Annotated in this window: 17 protein-coding genes; 12 read left to right on the top strand and 5 right to left on the bottom strand. The window is 41.9% G+C overall.

All coding sequences use genetic code 11. The features are described 5' to 3' along the window. Positions 1 to 262: 262 nt before the first annotated feature. The 11 genes from AC4MCC_RS06360 to alr all read left to right on the top strand — a co-directional run bounded on the left by AC4MCC_RS06360 (position 263) and on the right by alr (position 10,604). Positions 263 to 1,069, top strand: coding sequence for an RDD family protein (locus AC4MCC_RS06360; RefSeq protein WP_419364849.1), 807 nt, complete (start codon positions 263 to 265; stop codon positions 1,067 to 1,069). A 301-nt stretch (positions 1,070 to 1,370) separates the two neighbouring features. Further along, entirely contained in the window at positions 1,371 to 2,447 is a 1,077-nt protein-coding gene (cyoA, locus tag AC4MCC_RS06355) for a ubiquinol oxidase subunit II (RefSeq protein WP_005236020.1), read from the top strand. 3 nt (positions 2,448 to 2,450) lie between these two features. Beyond that, the gene (gene cyoB / locus AC4MCC_RS06350) at positions 2,451 to 4,439 is read left to right on the top strand and encodes a cytochrome o ubiquinol oxidase subunit I (RefSeq protein ID WP_180013021.1); all 1,989 of its coding nucleotides are present in this window, start codon (positions 2,451 to 2,453) and stop codon (positions 4,437 to 4,439) included. A gap of 4 nt (positions 4,440 to 4,443) precedes the next feature. After that, positions 4,444 to 5,064 carry a cytochrome o ubiquinol oxidase subunit III gene (cyoC, locus tag AC4MCC_RS06345; RefSeq protein ID WP_004783873.1) on the top strand — a complete coding sequence of 207 codons (621 nt, stop codon included), beginning with the start codon at positions 4,444 to 4,446 and terminating at the stop codon, positions 5,062 to 5,064. Beyond that, entirely contained in the window at positions 5,061 to 5,390 is a 330-nt protein-coding gene (locus AC4MCC_RS06340; RefSeq protein ID WP_171064814.1) for a cytochrome o ubiquinol oxidase subunit IV, read from the top strand. The genes cyoC and AC4MCC_RS06340 overlap by 4 nt, the downstream gene beginning before the upstream one ends. A gap of 10 nt (positions 5,391 to 5,400) precedes the next feature. Continuing rightward, a complete protein-coding gene (cyoE, locus tag AC4MCC_RS06335; RefSeq protein ID WP_419364851.1) occupies positions 5,401 to 6,279 on the top strand; it encodes a heme o synthase in 879 nt (292 codons plus the stop codon). A gap of 284 nt (positions 6,280 to 6,563) precedes the next feature. Beyond that, positions 6,564 to 6,950 (top strand): 30S ribosomal protein S6, encoded by a 387-nt coding sequence (gene rpsF / locus AC4MCC_RS06330; protein ID WP_004696436.1) that lies wholly within the window; start codon positions 6,564 to 6,566, stop codon positions 6,948 to 6,950. Positions 6,951 to 6,962: 12 nt separating this feature from the next. Then, entirely contained in the window at positions 6,963 to 7,190 is a 228-nt protein-coding gene (gene rpsR / locus AC4MCC_RS06325) for a 30S ribosomal protein S18 (protein WP_004278792.1), read from the top strand. Positions 7,191 to 7,199: 9 nt separating this feature from the next. Further along, positions 7,200 to 7,646, top strand: a complete 447-nt coding sequence (gene rplI, locus AC4MCC_RS06320) for a 50S ribosomal protein L9 (RefSeq protein ID WP_004783880.1) — start codon at positions 7,200 to 7,202, stop codon at positions 7,644 to 7,646. Positions 7,647 to 7,862: 216 nt separating this feature from the next. Next, positions 7,863 to 9,302, top strand: coding sequence for a replicative DNA helicase (gene dnaB, locus AC4MCC_RS06315; RefSeq protein ID WP_004783882.1), 1,440 nt, complete (start codon positions 7,863 to 7,865; stop codon positions 9,300 to 9,302). 231 nt (positions 9,303 to 9,533) lie between these two features. Next, a complete protein-coding gene (gene alr, locus AC4MCC_RS06310) occupies positions 9,534 to 10,604 on the top strand; it encodes an alanine racemase (protein ID WP_419364854.1) in 1,071 nt (356 codons plus the stop codon). Between the two features lie 61 nt (positions 10,605 to 10,665). On the opposite strand, the gene AC4MCC_RS06305 is transcribed toward alr, so the two are convergent. The 5 genes from AC4MCC_RS06305 to AC4MCC_RS06285 form a co-directional block, all read right to left on the bottom strand. Beyond that, positions 10,666 to 11,097, bottom strand: a complete 432-nt coding sequence (locus AC4MCC_RS06305; RefSeq protein WP_419364856.1) for a BLUF domain-containing protein — start codon at positions 11,095 to 11,097, stop codon at positions 10,666 to 10,668. A gap of 114 nt (positions 11,098 to 11,211) precedes the next feature. Continuing rightward, on the bottom strand, positions 11,212 to 11,946 hold the full coding sequence (locus AC4MCC_RS06300; protein ID WP_419364857.1) for a proteasome-type protease: 735 nt from the start codon (positions 11,944 to 11,946) through the stop codon (positions 11,212 to 11,214). A gap of 20 nt (positions 11,947 to 11,966) precedes the next feature. Further along, the gene (locus AC4MCC_RS06295) at positions 11,967 to 12,746 is read right to left on the bottom strand and encodes a transglutaminase family protein (RefSeq protein ID WP_419364859.1); all 780 of its coding nucleotides are present in this window, start codon (positions 12,744 to 12,746) and stop codon (positions 11,967 to 11,969) included. Beyond that, positions 12,743 to 13,345 carry an alpha-E domain-containing protein gene (locus tag AC4MCC_RS06290; RefSeq protein ID WP_419364861.1) on the bottom strand — a complete coding sequence of 201 codons (603 nt, stop codon included), beginning with the start codon at positions 13,343 to 13,345 and terminating at the stop codon, positions 12,743 to 12,745. Before AC4MCC_RS06290 ends, AC4MCC_RS06295 begins: the two co-directional genes overlap by 4 nt. A 22-nt stretch (positions 13,346 to 13,367) precedes the next feature. Continuing rightward, the gene (locus AC4MCC_RS06285; protein WP_419364863.1) at positions 13,368 to 14,927 is read right to left on the bottom strand and encodes a circularly permuted type 2 ATP-grasp protein; all 1,560 of its coding nucleotides are present in this window, start codon (positions 14,925 to 14,927) and stop codon (positions 13,368 to 13,370) included. A gap of 241 nt (positions 14,928 to 15,168) precedes the next feature. Here AC4MCC_RS06285 and AC4MCC_RS06280 point away from each other — a divergent pair, with 241 nt between their 5' ends. Beyond that, positions 15,169 to 16,191 (top strand): helix-turn-helix transcriptional regulator, encoded by a 1,023-nt coding sequence (locus AC4MCC_RS06280; RefSeq protein WP_419364865.1) that lies wholly within the window; start codon positions 15,169 to 15,171, stop codon positions 16,189 to 16,191. Positions 16,192 to 16,491: the final 300 nt, after the last annotated feature.

The raw sequence follows: 16,491 nt of genomic DNA, 5'->3' as shown, positions 1-16,491 counted from the left end.
TGTAATGACAAACAAATACCAACAAACAGCATGAGAAAAAATTGCATAATTAAATTTAAGTGAATTTTCACATCTTGATAGCAAAATCATCAATCCTTGCTACACTGTCTCAATTATGGAGGAATTTGGTGATGAACATTCTTGAAAATCCTAAACTTATCCATATATTACACTTATATTCTTTTATTTGTTTTCAGCCTGAAAATACTTAAACTCCTAGTTCAATTTTTGTCTAAATTTATATTTTTGAGATTCAGTCTATATGCAGATTTACTTGGCACGAAATAATCAACAAGCTGGCCCATATACGCTCGAGCAATTAAATCAGATGCTTGCCAACCAACAGGTACTTCTGACTGATTTGGCTTGGCATCAAGGTATGACCGAATGGAAAGCTTTAGGTGAACTCACCCAAGGGAAACTGATCTATCAGCCTGAAGGCTATGTAGCACCAGAAACGCCAGCGACACCAGCCTATCAGGCTCCACAGAACACAAATGAGTCAAGTACAGACCATCTTCGTGCCCGCAGTTCTCAAAATGTTGCAGCAAAAAAAGAACTGGCGAGTATTCCAAGCCGTATTTTAGCCAAAATCGTTGACCTGCTTTTATGGCTGCCTGCCACGTTTATTTTGACCGCATTTTTTACTCCTGAACAGGAAATCCAGTTTGCACAACTGAACCAGGAGTTCATGAATGTGATGTTAAGTAGTGACGCTGACCCTGCTCTGGCACAGCAACTACAAACTCAGATGTTTGACATGTTTTCACAACAGGCATGGATTGCGACTGCAATTTACCTGGTGATCATGCTCGCTATCCAGGCTTTTCTGATTGCCAAATCGGGTCAAAGTATCGGTAAAAAACTGACTAAAATTAAGATTGTAGATGCCGAGACTGGTGAAAAAACCAGCTTGATGCGTGCCTTCACTATTCGCAGTGTGTTCTTTATTTTCCTGAATATTATCTTCATGCCACTCAGCACAATTATTGACTGGGCGTTCGGTTTAGGGCAAAAACGTCAAACCGTGCACGATAAACTGGCAAAAACCCAAGTCGTTAAACAATAATTAGTTCTGCCATAAAATGGGATGTTTTGGCATCCCATTTTCCTACATAACTTTGAAATTACAATAAAATTCCTATAAATACTCTTGAAACCCGACCGACAAAATCGGTTTTTATTACAGTCATTTAAAGCACCTTTATATATAGCTTAGTTTGGCAATATCAGGCATAATGCCCTACAACGTAGCGGTGTATTATGATTAGAAGGGTGTTTTGTAAAAAAACGGCCTCTTTTATCATGCGACACTTTAATCGCTATCCCATATTAAATTAGGGAATGGGACTCTTCACCGAGGTTGTAAAATGAGACAAACGATTTTAGCTGTATTGTCTTTATCAACGATGGCTGCACTTTTAACAGGGTGTGGTGGTGATCTAGTACTTCTGAACTCTAAGGGTCCAGTTGCTGAAGGCCAAAGTAGCCTGATGATGACTGCGATTTACTTAATGCTATTGGTGGTAATCCCATCAATTATCATGGCATTATGGTTCGGTTGGAAATATCGCGCATCGAATAAAGACGCAGACTATAAACCTACATGGGCACACTCTACTGCGATTGAAATTGTAGTTTGGGGTATCCCTGTCATTATTATTGGTATTTTAGCTTGGTTAACTTGGTGGGGTTCCCACAAGTACGACCCATACCGCCCACTTGAGGCAGATAAAGCACCATTAACAGTTCAGGTTATTGCTGAACAGTTCAAATGGATCTTCATCTACCCAGAACAAAACATTGCGACTGTAAACGAAATTCGCTTCCCAGAGAAAACTCCGGTAAGTCTTCGTTTGACTTCTAACTTCACGATGAACTCATTCTTCATCCCTGCGTTAAGTGGTCAGATCTATGCAATGGCGGGTATGCAAACTCACCTGAACTTAATGGCAGACGAAACTAGCCCAGCTGAAGGCTACCGCGGTTTCTCTTCTAACTATTCAGGCTATGGCTTCTCACAAATGCGCTTCCGTGCACATGCTGTGACTGATGCTCAGTTTGCTGAATGGGTAGCTGCAGTTAAAGCAGGTAACGGTACTTCAGTAAATCCAGAAGCAGTTCAAAAAACTGTTTTAGACCAAGCTGAATTTGCAAGCTTGCGTGACGGTAACCGTGGTAAACACCAAATCGAAGCGATTATTGCAAAAGCTACGACTCCTGAAGAGAAGGCTGCTGCTGAAGCAATGAAGCCTTACCCAACTAAGCCACATCCAGTGACTTACTACTCTTCTGTTGAGCAAGGTTTGTTTGAATCTGTGATCAATAACTACATGAGTAACTATCACGGTGCTGATCACTCAGCGTCTTCTGTTGCTCACCAGGAAGCAGCTGCTTCTGAAGCACATGTAGATGTTGAACATGCGACTGCTTCTCAAGGAGAATAATTCATGAGCTTCTTAGGTAAGTTAGGTCCAGATGCAATTCCGTACGATCCAATCGTACTGGTAACTGTTGCAATGATGATCTTAGGTGGTATCGCAGTTGTTGCAGGTATTACCTACTTCAAAAAATGGGGCTACCTGTGGAACGAATGGTTCACATCTGTAGACCATAAAAAAATTGGTATCATGTATATCTTTGTATCAGTGATCATGCTGGTACGTGGTTTCGCCGATGCGATCATGATGCGTCTTCAGCAGTTCCTTGCAAAAGGTGGCGGCGAAGGTTACTTGCACCCAGAACACTATGACCAGATCTTCACCGCACACGGTGTGATCATGATCTTCTTCGTGGCAATGGGTCTTGTTGTTGGTTTAATGAACATCTCTGTACCGCTTCAAATCGGTGCACGTGACGTTGCATTCCCATTATTAAACTCTTTAAGCTTCTGGCTGTTTGCTGGTGCTGCAGGTTTGATGATGGTTTCACTTGCTCTAGGTGAATTCGCTGCGACTGGTTGGATGGCTTATCCTCCACTATCAGGCATTGAATACTCTCCTGGCGTCGGTGTGGATTACTACATCTGGGCACTGCAGATTTCAGGTCTGGGTACGCTATTAACGGGTGTTAACTTCTTCGTTACCATCATCAAAATGCGTGCGCCTGGCATGAAACTGATGGAAATGCCAATCTTTACCTGGACATCTTTATGTACAGCAGTATTGATTATCGCGGCATTCCCAGTATTGACTGCTACTATTGCAATGCTGTCTCTTGACCGTTACTTCGGCTTCCACTTCTTCACAAACGAGCTAGGCGGTAGCCCAATGCTTTATGTGAACTTGATTTGGACTTGGGGTCATCCAGAAGTATACATTCTGGTATTGCCAGCATTTGGTATTTACTCTGAAGTTGTATCGACTTTCGCTCGTAAAGCGTTGTTCGGTTACAAATCAATGGTATATGCAACAGTTGCAATTACAGTATTGTCATTCGTTGTATGGGTTCACCACTTCTTTACCATGGGTGCAGGTGCCAACGTTAACGCGTTCTTCGGTATCATGACCATGATTATTGCGATTCCTACTGGTGTAAAAATCTTCTCTTGGTTGTTCACCATGTACAAGGGTCGTATCGTTTACACTACCCCAATGCTATGGACACTTGGCTTCCTTGTGACTTTTGGTATCGGTGGTTTAACAGGTGTATTGATGGCGGTTCCACCAGCGGACTTCCTGGTACATAACTCTTTATTCCTGATCGCTCACTTCCATAACGTAATTATTGGTGGTGTAGTATTCGCGATGTTCGCGGGTATCATCTTCTACTGGCCGAAAATGTTCGGTTGGAGACTGAATGAGACTTGGGGTAAAGCAGCATTCTGGTTCTGGTTCTTCGGTTTCTACTTTGCATTCATGCCACTTTATATCCTTGGTTTCATGGGTATGACTCGTCGTCTGAATACATTTGATAACCCAGACTGGGATCCATATGTAAACATCGCAATGTTCGGTGCAGTTCTTGTTGCACTTGGTATTGTATGTTTCATTATGCAAATCGTTGTTGGTTTCCTACAACGCGATCAACGTCTAGATTTGACTGGCGATCCATGGGATGGTCGTACGCTTGAATGGTCTACATCTTCTCCTGCTCCGTTCTATAACTTTGCTCATCTTCCAAAGATCAATGGTATTGATACTTTCTGGATCGAGAAAGAAAACGGTGTTGCTTATGCAAAACCTACGAAGTACGAAGATATCCATATGCCGACTAACCGTGCTGCTGGTTTCATTATCGCAATGTTCATTACTGTTATGGGCTTCGCGTTAATCTGGCACATCTGGTGGTTAGTAGCGGTTACTTTCGTAGCAGCTATCATCAGCTTCATCGTGTCTTCTTTCACCAAGAAAGTGGATTACTATGTTCCTGCTGCTGAAGTTGAGCGTATTGAAGGTGAACGTTATGCGATCCTTGAAAAACACTTGAAGAAGGACTAAGACCATGGCTGAAGTACTTCATCACGATAACCACGGACACGATGAGCATCATCATCACGATGATACCGACATCACTGTCTTTGGTTTCTGGACTTACTTGATGAGTGACCTTATCCTTTTCGGTACACTCTTCATTGCATTCGCTGTTTTAAGTAGCCACGTTCCATTAGGCACTCCAAGCGCGCGTGATCTGTTTGGTGATTCATTAGGTTTCGTTTTAACTGAAACGTTTGCCCTTTTGATCTCTTCCGTAACTTTTGGTTTTGCCGTTCTAGCTGCCTACAAGAAAAACGTTGGTCAGGTTCTTACCTGGTTAGCGATCACTTGGTTATTTGGTGCTGCCTTCATCGGTATGGAACTTTATGAGTTCAATCATTTAGTTCATGCTGGTCATGGCCCTAGCACTTCTGCGTTCCTGTCTTCGTTCTTTACGCTGGTAGGTACACACGGTATCCACGTGACTTCAGGTTTGGTATGGATGATCGTGTTAATGATTCAAATCAAGAAATATGGTTTGACTCTACCTAACACTCGTCGTCTTGCGTGCCTAAGCTTGTTCTGGCACTTCCTTGACATCGTATGGATCTGTGTATTCAGCGTAGTTTACTTGATGGGAGTTCTATAATGAGTCATGATCATAACGCTGCTGGCGAATCACACGGTAACATGAAGCAATATACTGTTGGCTTCATCCTGTCTGTTGTCCTTACTGTAATTCCATTCGGTATGGTCATGGCAGGTGGTTTTAGCCGCGGTATCTTGATTACTGCTATTGCAATTACTGCAGTCGCTCAGATTCTTGTGCAATTAATTTACTTCTTGCACATGAACTCTTCTTCAGAGCAACGCTGGAACGTAATTGCATTTGTGTATACCATCTTAACCATCGCTATTCTTTTAGTGGGTTCTGTATGGATCATGAACTACCTACACTACAACATGATGATCTAAACTGGTTGTCATGCTGAAAAAGTATTTATTCCTGACTAAGCCAGGAATTCTCTTCGGTAACTTTGTTACCACTTTGGGTGGCTACTTCGTAGCCACTCAAGGTTCTGTAGATTTCCTTCTCCTGCTTCTTACTCTTATTGGTACTACTCTCGTAGTGGCATCAGGATGCGTGGTCAATAACGTTATTGATCAGGACATTGACCAAAAAATGCAGCGCACGCAAAATCGCGCACTTGTCAAAAAAACCATTTCTGTACCTGTTGCTCTCGCCTTTGCTTTTGTACTAGGTATGATCGGTTTTGGCATTTTATGGTTCTGGGTAAATGCATACGCTTTCCTATTCGCAGTTATTGGTTTTGTCGTATACGTTGGTTTTTACAGCTTATGGACAAAACGAACAACTATTCACCAAACACTGGTAGGCAGTATTTCTGGCGCAGCACCGCCTGTGATCGGTTATACCGCAGTTGCAGGTCAGTTTGACTTAGGTGCCCTTTTAATTTTTCTAGGGTATGCACTCTGGCAAATGCCTCATTCATGGGGAATTGCAGTTTACCGTTTTGAAGATTACAAAAATGCAGGCATTCCGATTCTGCCTGTCGCCCGTTCAATTCGACGTACCAAGATCGAATCTTTGATCTACGTGATATTGTTCGGAATTACCATGAATGCTTTATTTGTTTATGGTTATGCAAACTGGATCTATCTGGTGGTATTGAATCTGATGACGCTTTACTGGATCTATCTCAGTATTCAGGGCTTTAAAGCTGAAGATGATCAGGCATGGGCAAAACAGTATTTCATGTTCTCGGTCAAACTGATTACCGTGATCAGTATTATTTTCAGTTTTACCTCTACTGCCCCGCAGAATCCAATCATATTCTTTTAAGAAGATAGAGTTTTACTCTATCTTTTTTAATTCTTCTGCTAAATCCATAATTCCTTTCAAGCTTACTTAAAGTAATTGTGTTTCTTTTAGAAATTTAACTCTTGTAAATTTTTCATTTGTTTCCATACCTGCTTAAACATTCATCATCTGGCAAGATTTGCTTGTATTTCAGCCCCAAAACCACTAAACTTCACGCTTCGCATATTATGCGACACAACCAAGGTTGTGACTCCTTGCTTCAATTTCACTTAAATTGGGGCTGTTTAAACCGTAAGGAGCTGACAATGCGTCACTACGAAATCGTACTATTGGTACATCCAGACCAAAGCGATCAAGTTGTGGGTATGGTAGAACGTTACCTGACTCACATCAAAGAAGCTGAAGGTCAAATCCACCGTCTTGAAGACTGGGGCCGTCGTCAATTGGCTTATCCAATCAACAAGATCCACAAAGCTCACTACATTCTGATGAATGTTGAGTGTGGTCAAACTACTCTTGATGAGCTAGAAGAATTGTTCCGTTATAACGATGCAATCATTCGTAGCCTTATCATCCGTCGTGAAAACGCTATCACTGAAGAGTCACTATTGGCTAAGAGTGCTGAAGAAAAACGTGCGCGTAAAGCTCAACGTGAAGAAGCACAACAAGCTCAAGACTCTGCTGAAGCATAAGGAGAACCTAACATGGCACGTTTTTACCGTCGTCGCAAGTTCTGCCGCTTTACAGCTGAGAACGTTACGTACATCGACTACAAAGATATCGACACTTTAAAACAGTACATCACTGAAAACGGCAAGATTGTTCCTAGCCGTATTACAGGTACTAAAGCTCGTTACCAACGTCAGCTAGCACTTGCTATCAAACAAGCTCGCTACTTGTCTTTGATCCCTTACACTGACAATCATAAGTGAGGTTGAGCTGTGGATATTATCTTATTACAACGCATTAAAAACCTTGGTAAACTTGGTGATAAAGTTTCAGTTAAAGCTGGTTACGGCCGTAACTACTTGATCCCTCAAGGTAAAGCAGTTGCAGCTACTGAAGCTAACACTGCTGCTTTTGAAGCTCGTCGTGCTGAACTTGAGAAACAAGAAGCTGAAGTATTAGCTGCTGCTCAAGCACGTGCTGACCAATTGAACGAAGTTAACATCGTAATCACTGCGAAAGCTGGTGATGAAGGTAAACTGTTCGGTTCAATCGGTACTCGTGACATCGCTGACGCGTTGACAAATGCTGGTCTTACAGTTGACCGTGCTGAAGTTCGTCTTCCAAATGGCGCGCTTCGCAACACTGGTGAATTCAACATCGCAATCCAATTGCACCATGATGTTGCTGCAGAAGTTCTGGTTACTATCGTAGCTGAGTAATTTCTCACCGAAAAAAGGGCATGCTTTGGCATGCTCTTTTTTTATCTCTAAAAAATATAATCTGCTCAACAGTAGAAAATTCAATTTATTCTTCGTGTTCACAAAAAATTGCACTTCGCATTTTGGATCAGACCGCGTATCATTTCATCTCGTAGTGAATAAACCTTATTCATCTCCGACAATATTTAACCATTGTATTTAAAATCAGGGATTTATATGTCACAGGCGAATGCCAGCAAAAAGGCACCTACCGCTAAACCAGAAATTGTTGCTGATACCCAACTTAAGGAGTTCCGTACTCCCCCGCACAATTTAGCGATTGAACAGGCTGTACTTGCTGCCCTTATGACTGTGGCTGAATCTTTTGAACAAGTCGGCGATGTACTCACCGAAAATGATTTTTATGCGACCCGGCATAAATATATCTTCCGTGCCATTGAACAGCTTTCTAAGGAAAATTCGCCTTATGATGCAGTACTGGTTCATGACTGGCTCATCAAGCAGAACTTACTCGATGCGGTCGGTGGTGAAGAATATTTAATGCAGCTGATGGCTGATTCGCCTTCGAGTTTTTATAACCTGGAAACCTATGCCGGCAAAATTAAAGAGTTCTCTACTTTACGTAGCATGATCAAGGTCAGCTCTGAAATTTTACAGAATGCCTATGACACTAAAGGCCGTCCGGTGAGTGAAATTCTGGATCTGGCCGAAACTAATATTTTCTCGATTGCCGAACAACATAATAACAATGCCAAGGCTCAAGGTCCGAAAGCGATTAATACCGTTGTAGCTGATGTATTCGATAAGCTAAATGAACTGTCCCAATTAGAAGGTTCAATTACCGGTCTGACCACCGGTTTCGTGGAACTAGACAACAAAACTTCCGGTATGCAGGCTGGCGATTTAATTATTGTCGCAGCCCGTCCTTCTATGGGTAAAACCACCTTTGCCATGAACCTGGTCGAAAGTGTGCTGTTTAACAACAACCTCCCTGCGCTGGTCTATTCGATGGAAATGCCAGCGGATTCGATTGCGATGCGTTTGATTTCGTCATTTGGCCGTGTACATCAGGGTCACTTACGTGCTGGTAAAATGGACAGTGATGAATGGTCAAAAGTGACCAGTACCATTGTGCATTTACAGGAAAAGCATCTTTATATTGATGATTCCTCAGCACTACCACCAACTGAGGTACGTGCGCGTGCGCGTCGTATTGCCAAAATGCATGGCGGTAAGCTCGGTTGTATCATGGTCGATTATCTTCAGTTGATGAAAGTGCCGGGTATGGGTGATAACCGTGTAGGCGAGATCTCGGAAATTTCTCGAAGCTTAAAAGCCTTGGCCAAAGAGATGCAGTGCCCTGTGATTGCCTTATCACAGTTGAACCGTTCTCTAGAGAACCGTCCAAACAAACGCCCGGTGATGTCTGACCTTCGTGAGTCTGGTGCGATCGAGCAGGATGCCGATTTGATCATGTTTATTTACCGTGACGAGGTTTATAACAAAGAATCGAAAGAAGCCGGCACTGCCGAGATTATTATCGGTAAACAGCGTAATGGTCCAATTGGTACAGTTCGTCTGGCATTTGAAGGTCAATATACCCGTTTCAGTAACCTCTCTCCTGAGTTCTATGCCCAGTATGATGATGAAGAGTAAGCATTCAAGATTAATCTGATTCCAAAAAAGAGGCCGAGATGGTCTCTTTTTTATTTAGAATGCTTGCTGTGCATGAAATTATATAAATGAGCATGTCCATTTATGGTAGATAGGTCTACAATATTCGCAATTCTGAAATGACCGCTTTTGTTTTTACAATCCCGTTATTTCTCTCCCTCTTTTGTGTGTTTCACACGATATTATTTTTGTCATCCCGCAGGAGTATCTAGGGTGCGCCAAGCTACAGTTTATATTGACAGTGAAGCACTGCAATATAATTTAAACCGTGTCAAACAACTTGCCCCAACCGCTAAAATCGTCAGCATGGTCAAAGCCAATGCTTACGGACATGGAGTTAAAGACTGCTTAGCAGCCTTAAAAGATAGTGATGCCTTTGGGGTCGCCTGTCTGGAAGAAGCCCTGGAAATTCGTGAACTCGGCTACCAGCAACCCATTACCCTAATCGAAGGCATTTTCTCTGCAGATGAAATGCAGGTTGTGATCAATCAGAATATTGAAGTCATTGTGCATCATCAGCCACAACTGGACTGGTTACTGGCAAATAAAGAAGCCTATATTGCGAAAGGCTTAAAAGTTTGGGTGAAACTCAACAGCGGTATGAACCGTCTTGGTTTTAAAATTGATGTGATTAAAAATGTGATCAATCAATTAAAAGCAGAAGGTTTTACCTGCGTGCTGGCGATGCACTTTGCCAATGCTGATGCGGAACATCCTCTCAATGAACAGCAAATCCAGCAGTTTCTTGAAGTAAAAAATGACTGCGCACCTTTAATGGGTTCTTGCTGTAACTCAGCTGCGATCTATAAATATCCAGAATTGCATTTTGACTTTGTTCGTCCGGGCATCATGCTCTACGGCGCGACTCCATTTGCAGACAAGACTGTACATGATCTGGATCTAAAACCAGTCATGACTTTTACTGCCGAAGTGATTGCATTGAATAATATCAAAGCGGGTGAACATGTCGGTTATGGTTCTACTTTCACTGCTGATCAAGATATGACTTTAGCCATTGTTTCTATCGGTTATGGTGACGGTTATCCACGTGCTTTCCCTAAACAGAACCATGTAGCGATTAATGGTCAGCAAACCCGTGTGATTGGCCGTGTCGCAATGGACATGATTGCCATTGATGCAACGGGTCTCAATCTGGAATTAGGTACTGAAGTCGAACTATGGGGCAAATCCCGTCTGATCGATGATGTGGCTGAAGCCAATGGCACCATTGGTTATGAATTACTTTGCCGTATGTCTGCCCGCCCGGTACGCAAACTGGTTTAAAGAAAAACTAGCCAAAAATAAAAAAGCCCAATATAAATTGGGCTTTTTATACGGTCAGTATTCAAGCTGATTTTTGCTCTTCATTTTCGATTAATGACAGTTCAAGTAATAAAGCATCTACTTGTTCCTGGTTAAAATCATTAGGCGTAAAAACTTCAAATCCCATCTCTTGACAGAATTGTTGAATAGAACTACGTTTAGAAATATATTTCATTGACCAGTCGCCAAAAGTACGCTGCTCAATCTCTTTAGTTTCAAATAGTTTAATATTTTTATGGCGTGAATCTTTAGATAGTCTCTCTGTCAGTAAAGCTTTTAAAACCAGACATTCACCCTCCAGGCACTGGAAAAAATGTCCATCAGCAAAATAAAGCACACCTGTTATTTGATTAGGATGATTAAAATCACGTGCTTCTTTAAGGATATCCGTTAAATCTTGAAGTAAGTCGGCTTTGGACGAGGTACTTTCACTGGCGTAACAAAATTGGTACATGCGGCTAACCTCTATTCTTATCTATGCAATATCTTATAGAAGTTAGCACTGTACACTAAGCAGTCAATTTTTACTAATTCTTATAAAAAAAACTTATTTTTATTCCTATAAATATTATAAGAAATAATCATTCGATGGGGTGGGTAATTCAGCCAGGCCTTTCTTTAAAGTTTCAGACCATTGCCGGCTAATATCCGTAAAATACTCATCGTCTTCAGCAATACGCTTACCCTTTGGCATCATTAAACTGTCTTTTTTATAGACGAGTACATCTAACGGCATACCGACAGATACATTTGAACGTAAGGTAGATGCAAAAGAAATTAGCGAACAACGTAATGCCTCATCGAGTGGCATATCATAGGTCAAGGCACGATCCAGAATCGGCTTACCATATTTACTTTCACCAATCTGGAAATATGGCGTATCCCGTGTCGCGCAAATAAAATTGCCTTGCGGGTAGATATGATAGAGTTGCATTTCCTGATTTTTAATCTGGCCGCCGACCAGGAAATTACAATAGTAAGTACTTTGTTCCAAACTATCATCTGTGACATTGGCAATTACTTTTTTAAGCGTATTGCCCATCAGTTCCGCAACATCAAACATAGTTGGCAAACTCAGGATATTCGGTTCTTGCCTGAGTTCTAGCTGATTTCTGATATGTCCGATCACTGCCTGTGTTGTTGCCAGGTTTCCGGAGGCCTGGAGTACGATGACGCGCTCCCCATCTACCCCAAAGGTATATAATTTTCGAAATACCGAAATGTGATCCACACCGGCATTGGTGCGTGTATCACTGATAAATAGCATACCTTGCTCTAAACGAAGGGCACAACAATACGTCATTTTTTGTCCTTATTAATGAATTAACATCCTAGTACCTGGACGATGGAATACATGGATTCCACACCGCCTTCTTCTCTTACACCACGTACTGGTGCAACATCCCAATAGTCGCGTCCCACCGCGACATAGACATGCGCACTTGGCGTAAATAACAGATTACTCACATCAAAACAGTACCATGCCTGTTCAACAAATACCTCAGCCCAAGCATGACTCGCCAGATGTGAGGCATTCTGTGCATAAAGATAACCTGATATATAACGTGATGGTAAACCTAAATGTTTACACATGGCGATAAAAATATGACTGTGATCCTGACAGACACCCTGACGTGCTTCAAAAGCATCAATCGCAGAACCCTGTACCGTAGTACTATTTGCTATATAAGGAACGTGTTCGAGTACGGCTTGGGCCAAGCCGATTAAATGTTTACGAGTTAATGCTGGAACATGCCGCCCTGCAAAATCCTTCATCTCTGCATTACATTTTGTGGCTTCAGTCGGCTGTAAAAACAGATATGGATTTAAGGAATCATTTAAGCCCTGCTCATGCTTGAGATTTAGCTCAACGATGCCTTGTGCCATGATCATCAGGCTATGATAGGATTCACGCTGTGTACTTGTCATCCAGAGATTTTTAAAGGCATCATGCCGAATCACTTTCTGACCCGGTACACTGACATCCCAATAATGCACTTTCTGATGCTCATTGGTGGAAGGCATCATTTTGATATACTGAATACTGTTCCTCACCTCGGCTGTGTACGTATATTGCGTTTGGTGATTCACCATCAATTTCATACATCAGCCTCGAACAAGCGATGAATATGATCACTAAACTGGTAAAATTGCTTCAGATCAGGTGCGGCACGTAACTGTGTCCAGTATTGCTTTACACTGCCCCAGCCAATTTCACAGAGTGTATCCACGATATAATCGATTTTACATAAGGTACGGGTCGTATCTTCACCGAGACGTAACTGCTGATCAAGCTGTTCCAGACATTGGCCCAGACTGAAAAATAGAAATACATCTGATGATTCTGCTTCCAGAATTTCGGCACAATCTGTCACGACATCGCAGATATAACCGGCATTCTGATCGGCAGTTTTAATCAGTTTCAGTAGTTCGGAATAGGCTTTGCTAGACAATACACCGCGTAATTCCTGAATATTGTCTTTTGCCACCTGAAACTGCTGGGTAAATGAAGTCGGCTGGGTACTATCCAGAACCAGCTCATTTAATGAACTGGCATCAAACGCAGGCAAACAGAAAGCATGTGCATAAGCCACAGCAGCTTCATCATCTAAAAATGGAAAATGCGAACATAAAAACTGGGTACGAGATAAATAACGGCCTAACCAAAAAATATGTTGCGCATTGGTATTTAACAAAACCATGACGTTATCCTTCTTTGGAATGTTATGAATGTAAGTTGTCGACTACCCAGGTATCTTTGATCCCGCCACCTTGCGATGAGTTGACCACCAGTGAGCCTGCCTGCATGGCTACCCGGGTCAGACCACCTGGCACAATTTCAGTGCGGTAAGGTGAGCTCAAGACAAAAGGACGCAAATCAATATGTCGTTCAGCAATACCAAAATTGCTTAAAGTCGGACTGACCGACAAATCCAAAGTTGGCTGCGCAATATATAAATGCGGCGCAGCTAAAATCTTATCTCTGAAAATATCAATATGCTGTTGAGAGGCTTGTGGCCCAATCAGCATGCCGTAACCGCCAGAACCTTGTGCTTCCTTGACGACCAGCTGATCCAAATTTGCCAATACATAGTCCAGATCTTCGGGATTACGGCATTGGTAGGTTGGAACATTATTTAAAATCGGTTTTTCACCTAAATAAAAATGAATCATTTTATCGACATAAGGATAAATCGATTTATCATCTGCCACACCTGTACCCGGTGCATTTGCGATTACAACATTATGCTGTAAATATGCGGACATTAAGCCTGGAACACCCAAAGTACTGTCTGGTTTAAAGCACAGTGGATCAAGATAGGCGTCGTCGACCCTTCTATAAATAACATCAACCTGTTGACGCCCACGTATCGTTTTTACATAAACCTTCGAGTTCTCAACAAAAAGATCACGTGATGTCACTAAAGGCACATCCATCTCCCTTGCAAGACAGGCGTGTTCATAGTAAGCGCTATTGAAACGACCTGGAGTCAAAACTACGATGAAAGGATTATCGGTATAGGCATTTTCCGCCAGAATTTCTTTTAAGAGTTTTGGATATTGTTCAATACCAGCAATATTGGATTGCTCAAAGACTTTTGGCATTAACTTCTGGCTGATCTTGCGGCATTCCAGCATATAGGACACACCAGATGGCGTTCTCAGGTTATCTTCTAGTACATAAAATTCGCCTTTGGAATCCCGGATAATATCAATCCCGCTAATCTGGCTATAGATACTGCCTTTCAAATGATGCTGGTACATATGCGGCTGATACGCTTCATGAGTCAGCACCTGAAGTTCAGGGACAATATTGGCTTTGAGAATATCCTGCTGATGATAAATATCATGTAGAAACAGGTTTAAGGCTCGAACGCGCTGTGCTGAACCGAGTGCCACCATATTCCACTGTTTACGGGCAATCACCCGGGGAATTACATCAAAAGGAATAGTCCGCTCAGTGCCTTGCTCATCGCCGTATACGGTAAACGTAATACCGTCATAAAGAAAATGTTCTTTTGCTACTTCATTTAGCTGATTCAGTTCATCCAGTGTATGCTGTGTCAGCCATTCTTCAATTCGTTGACCTGCTTGACTGTTTATTACCTGATGATCACGCATTTCATTGAAAAATTTCGAGGAAATCTCTTGGTATAAAAAATGCGGACTATACTTAATTGAAATATTGAGTGCTGTAGTATCTGTAAAATTTTTGCTTAAATCTGCTGCAGTATGATTTTCTACTGTTGTAATAGTATTTGTATCCTGGCTTTCTTTTAGCATACAAACCTCGTCATTGTAATCTATTATAATAAAATCAGAGCAATATCCATGCCATTACATCCGTTTCGAAGTCTGTATTAACCCAGTAAAGTGCCTATTCACTCAATATCATTTTTCACCAAGATGTTTACGGATTGTAGGACAATTGTTGCGCAGAATAACTTGCGAAAAAAATCCAGATTTCTTATTGTGGTAAGCTCATATTTAATTTGTTTCCACTGATTGCCAGTAAAAATACATTATGTCAGCACAAGAAAAAGAAACCTCCAATAGCCTTTACCGCCAATGGCAAATCTTGTCGCGTCTTTCTACCGGCAAATGGATGGGAACCCGTGAACTCCAAGAAATCCTGAATCGTGAAGGGATTGAGATCAGTCTGCGTACCATTCAGCGTGACCTGAACCAGATTGCCCAGCGTTTCCCGATTGAAAGCAGTAAAACTACACCCCAAGGCTGGCGCTGGCGCTCAGATGCGCCTATTCAAAGCTTGCCGCACATGACCAGTTCACAGGCGGTGACCTTTATGATGGTTGAGGAACACCTGAAACATCTGCTGCCGCCTAGTCTGATTGAAGAAATGAATCCCTGGTTTGATCTGGCTCGACGCAGCCTGTCATCACAAAATAATGTACGGCAATGGATTAACCGGGTCAGAATCGTGCCCGCCACTCAGCCACTTATTCCGCCTGTAGTCGATAAAACGGCCCAACAGGCGATTTACGAAGGCCTGTTACAGGACAAACAGCTGGAATGTGTTTATCAGGGTCGTGGTCATAATGGCGAAGAGAAAACCTATATTTTAAATCCGCTGGCATTAGTACAAAAAGGTTCAATTATCTATCTGGTCTGTACCCGTCATGATAAATCGGATATTCAAACCTTTGCCCTGCACCGTTTTAAATCAGCGGTGGTGCTGAATTCTCGTGCCCTGCATCCGGTAAATTTTGATATTGATGAATACATCGAATCTGGCGCTTTAGGATTCCGGGTCGATTTTAACCAGCCAACAGAAAATGTATTGCTTCAACTGAGCATGCCTGAATCTGATGCACACTATTTTGAAGAAAGTCAGCTAAGCAAAGATCAAAAAATTGAAAAAATTGAAAATGGCATGGCTCTGATTAGTGCTACTGTGCCTTTTACCTCGCAACTGGTCTGGTGGTTGCGCAGTTTTGGCAATAAAATCAAGCATATCGAACCAAAAATAGTGGCAAATGCTGTTTATCAAGCGAATGACACTGATTCAGCTTCTTCCAAAGAATAAAAAAGTCCCCATTTTGGGGACCTGATCAATTTATTATTTTATTTTTATTATTGCTCTGGTGGTCTGCTACTGAGCCAGTCTGCTTTCCTCTTGCCCCAGAAAACAGACCGGATGTGTCACATTAAAAATTAAAGAGTCTGACAACATGAGCAAGCCAGCTCTGCCTTATTAAAACGAATCGATTTTTTTATCATAATTTACACTCCTGCTATTGGGATAAAAATTACTATAAAGCGCTTAAGCCTGTTTTTGAAATAAAAAGAATGCATGCCTTTTGCACAATTTTTCCATAGAAGATTA

The organism is Acinetobacter sp. CAU_H_56, assembly GCF_058599425.1.
This window is presented reverse-complemented; position numbering and strand designations above follow the sequence as displayed.

Bases quoted from the DNA above. Each gene is read 5' to 3' on its own strand.
- cyoE (WP_419364851.1), top strand. From the start codon at position 5,401: ATGCTGAAAAAGTATTTATTCCTGACTAAGCCAGGAATTCTCTTCGGT.
- AC4MCC_RS06360 (WP_419364849.1), top strand. From the start codon at position 263: ATGCAGATTTACTTGGCACGAAATAATCAACAAGCTGGCCCATATACG.
- rpsF (WP_004696436.1), top strand. From the start codon at position 6,564: ATGCGTCACTACGAAATCGTACTATTGGTACATCCAGACCAAAGCGAT.
- AC4MCC_RS06295 (WP_419364859.1), bottom strand. From the start codon at position 12,746: ATGAAATTGATGGTGAATCACCAAACGCAATATACGTACACAGCCGAG.
- AC4MCC_RS06285 (WP_419364863.1), bottom strand. From the start codon at position 14,927: ATGCTAAAAGAAAGCCAGGATACAAATACTATTACAACAGTAGAAAAT.
- AC4MCC_RS06290 (WP_419364861.1), bottom strand. From the start codon at position 13,345: ATGGTTTTGTTAAATACCAATGCGCAACATATTTTTTGGTTAGGCCGT.
- rpsR (WP_004278792.1), top strand. From the start codon at position 6,963: ATGGCACGTTTTTACCGTCGTCGCAAGTTCTGCCGCTTTACAGCTGAG.
- AC4MCC_RS06305 (WP_419364856.1), bottom strand. From the start codon at position 11,097: ATGTACCAATTTTGTTACGCCAGTGAAAGTACCTCGTCCAAAGCCGAC.
- AC4MCC_RS06280 (WP_419364865.1), top strand. From the start codon at position 15,169: ATGTCAGCACAAGAAAAAGAAACCTCCAATAGCCTTTACCGCCAATGG.
- AC4MCC_RS06300 (WP_419364857.1), bottom strand. From the start codon at position 11,946: ATGACGTATTGTTGTGCCCTTCGTTTAGAGCAAGGTATGCTATTTATC.
- cyoC (WP_004783873.1), top strand. From the start codon at position 4,444: ATGGCTGAAGTACTTCATCACGATAACCACGGACACGATGAGCATCAT.
- cyoB (WP_180013021.1), top strand. From the start codon at position 2,451: ATGAGCTTCTTAGGTAAGTTAGGTCCAGATGCAATTCCGTACGATCCA.
- dnaB (WP_004783882.1), top strand. From the start codon at position 7,863: ATGTCACAGGCGAATGCCAGCAAAAAGGCACCTACCGCTAAACCAGAA.
- cyoA (WP_005236020.1), top strand. From the start codon at position 1,371: ATGAGACAAACGATTTTAGCTGTATTGTCTTTATCAACGATGGCTGCA.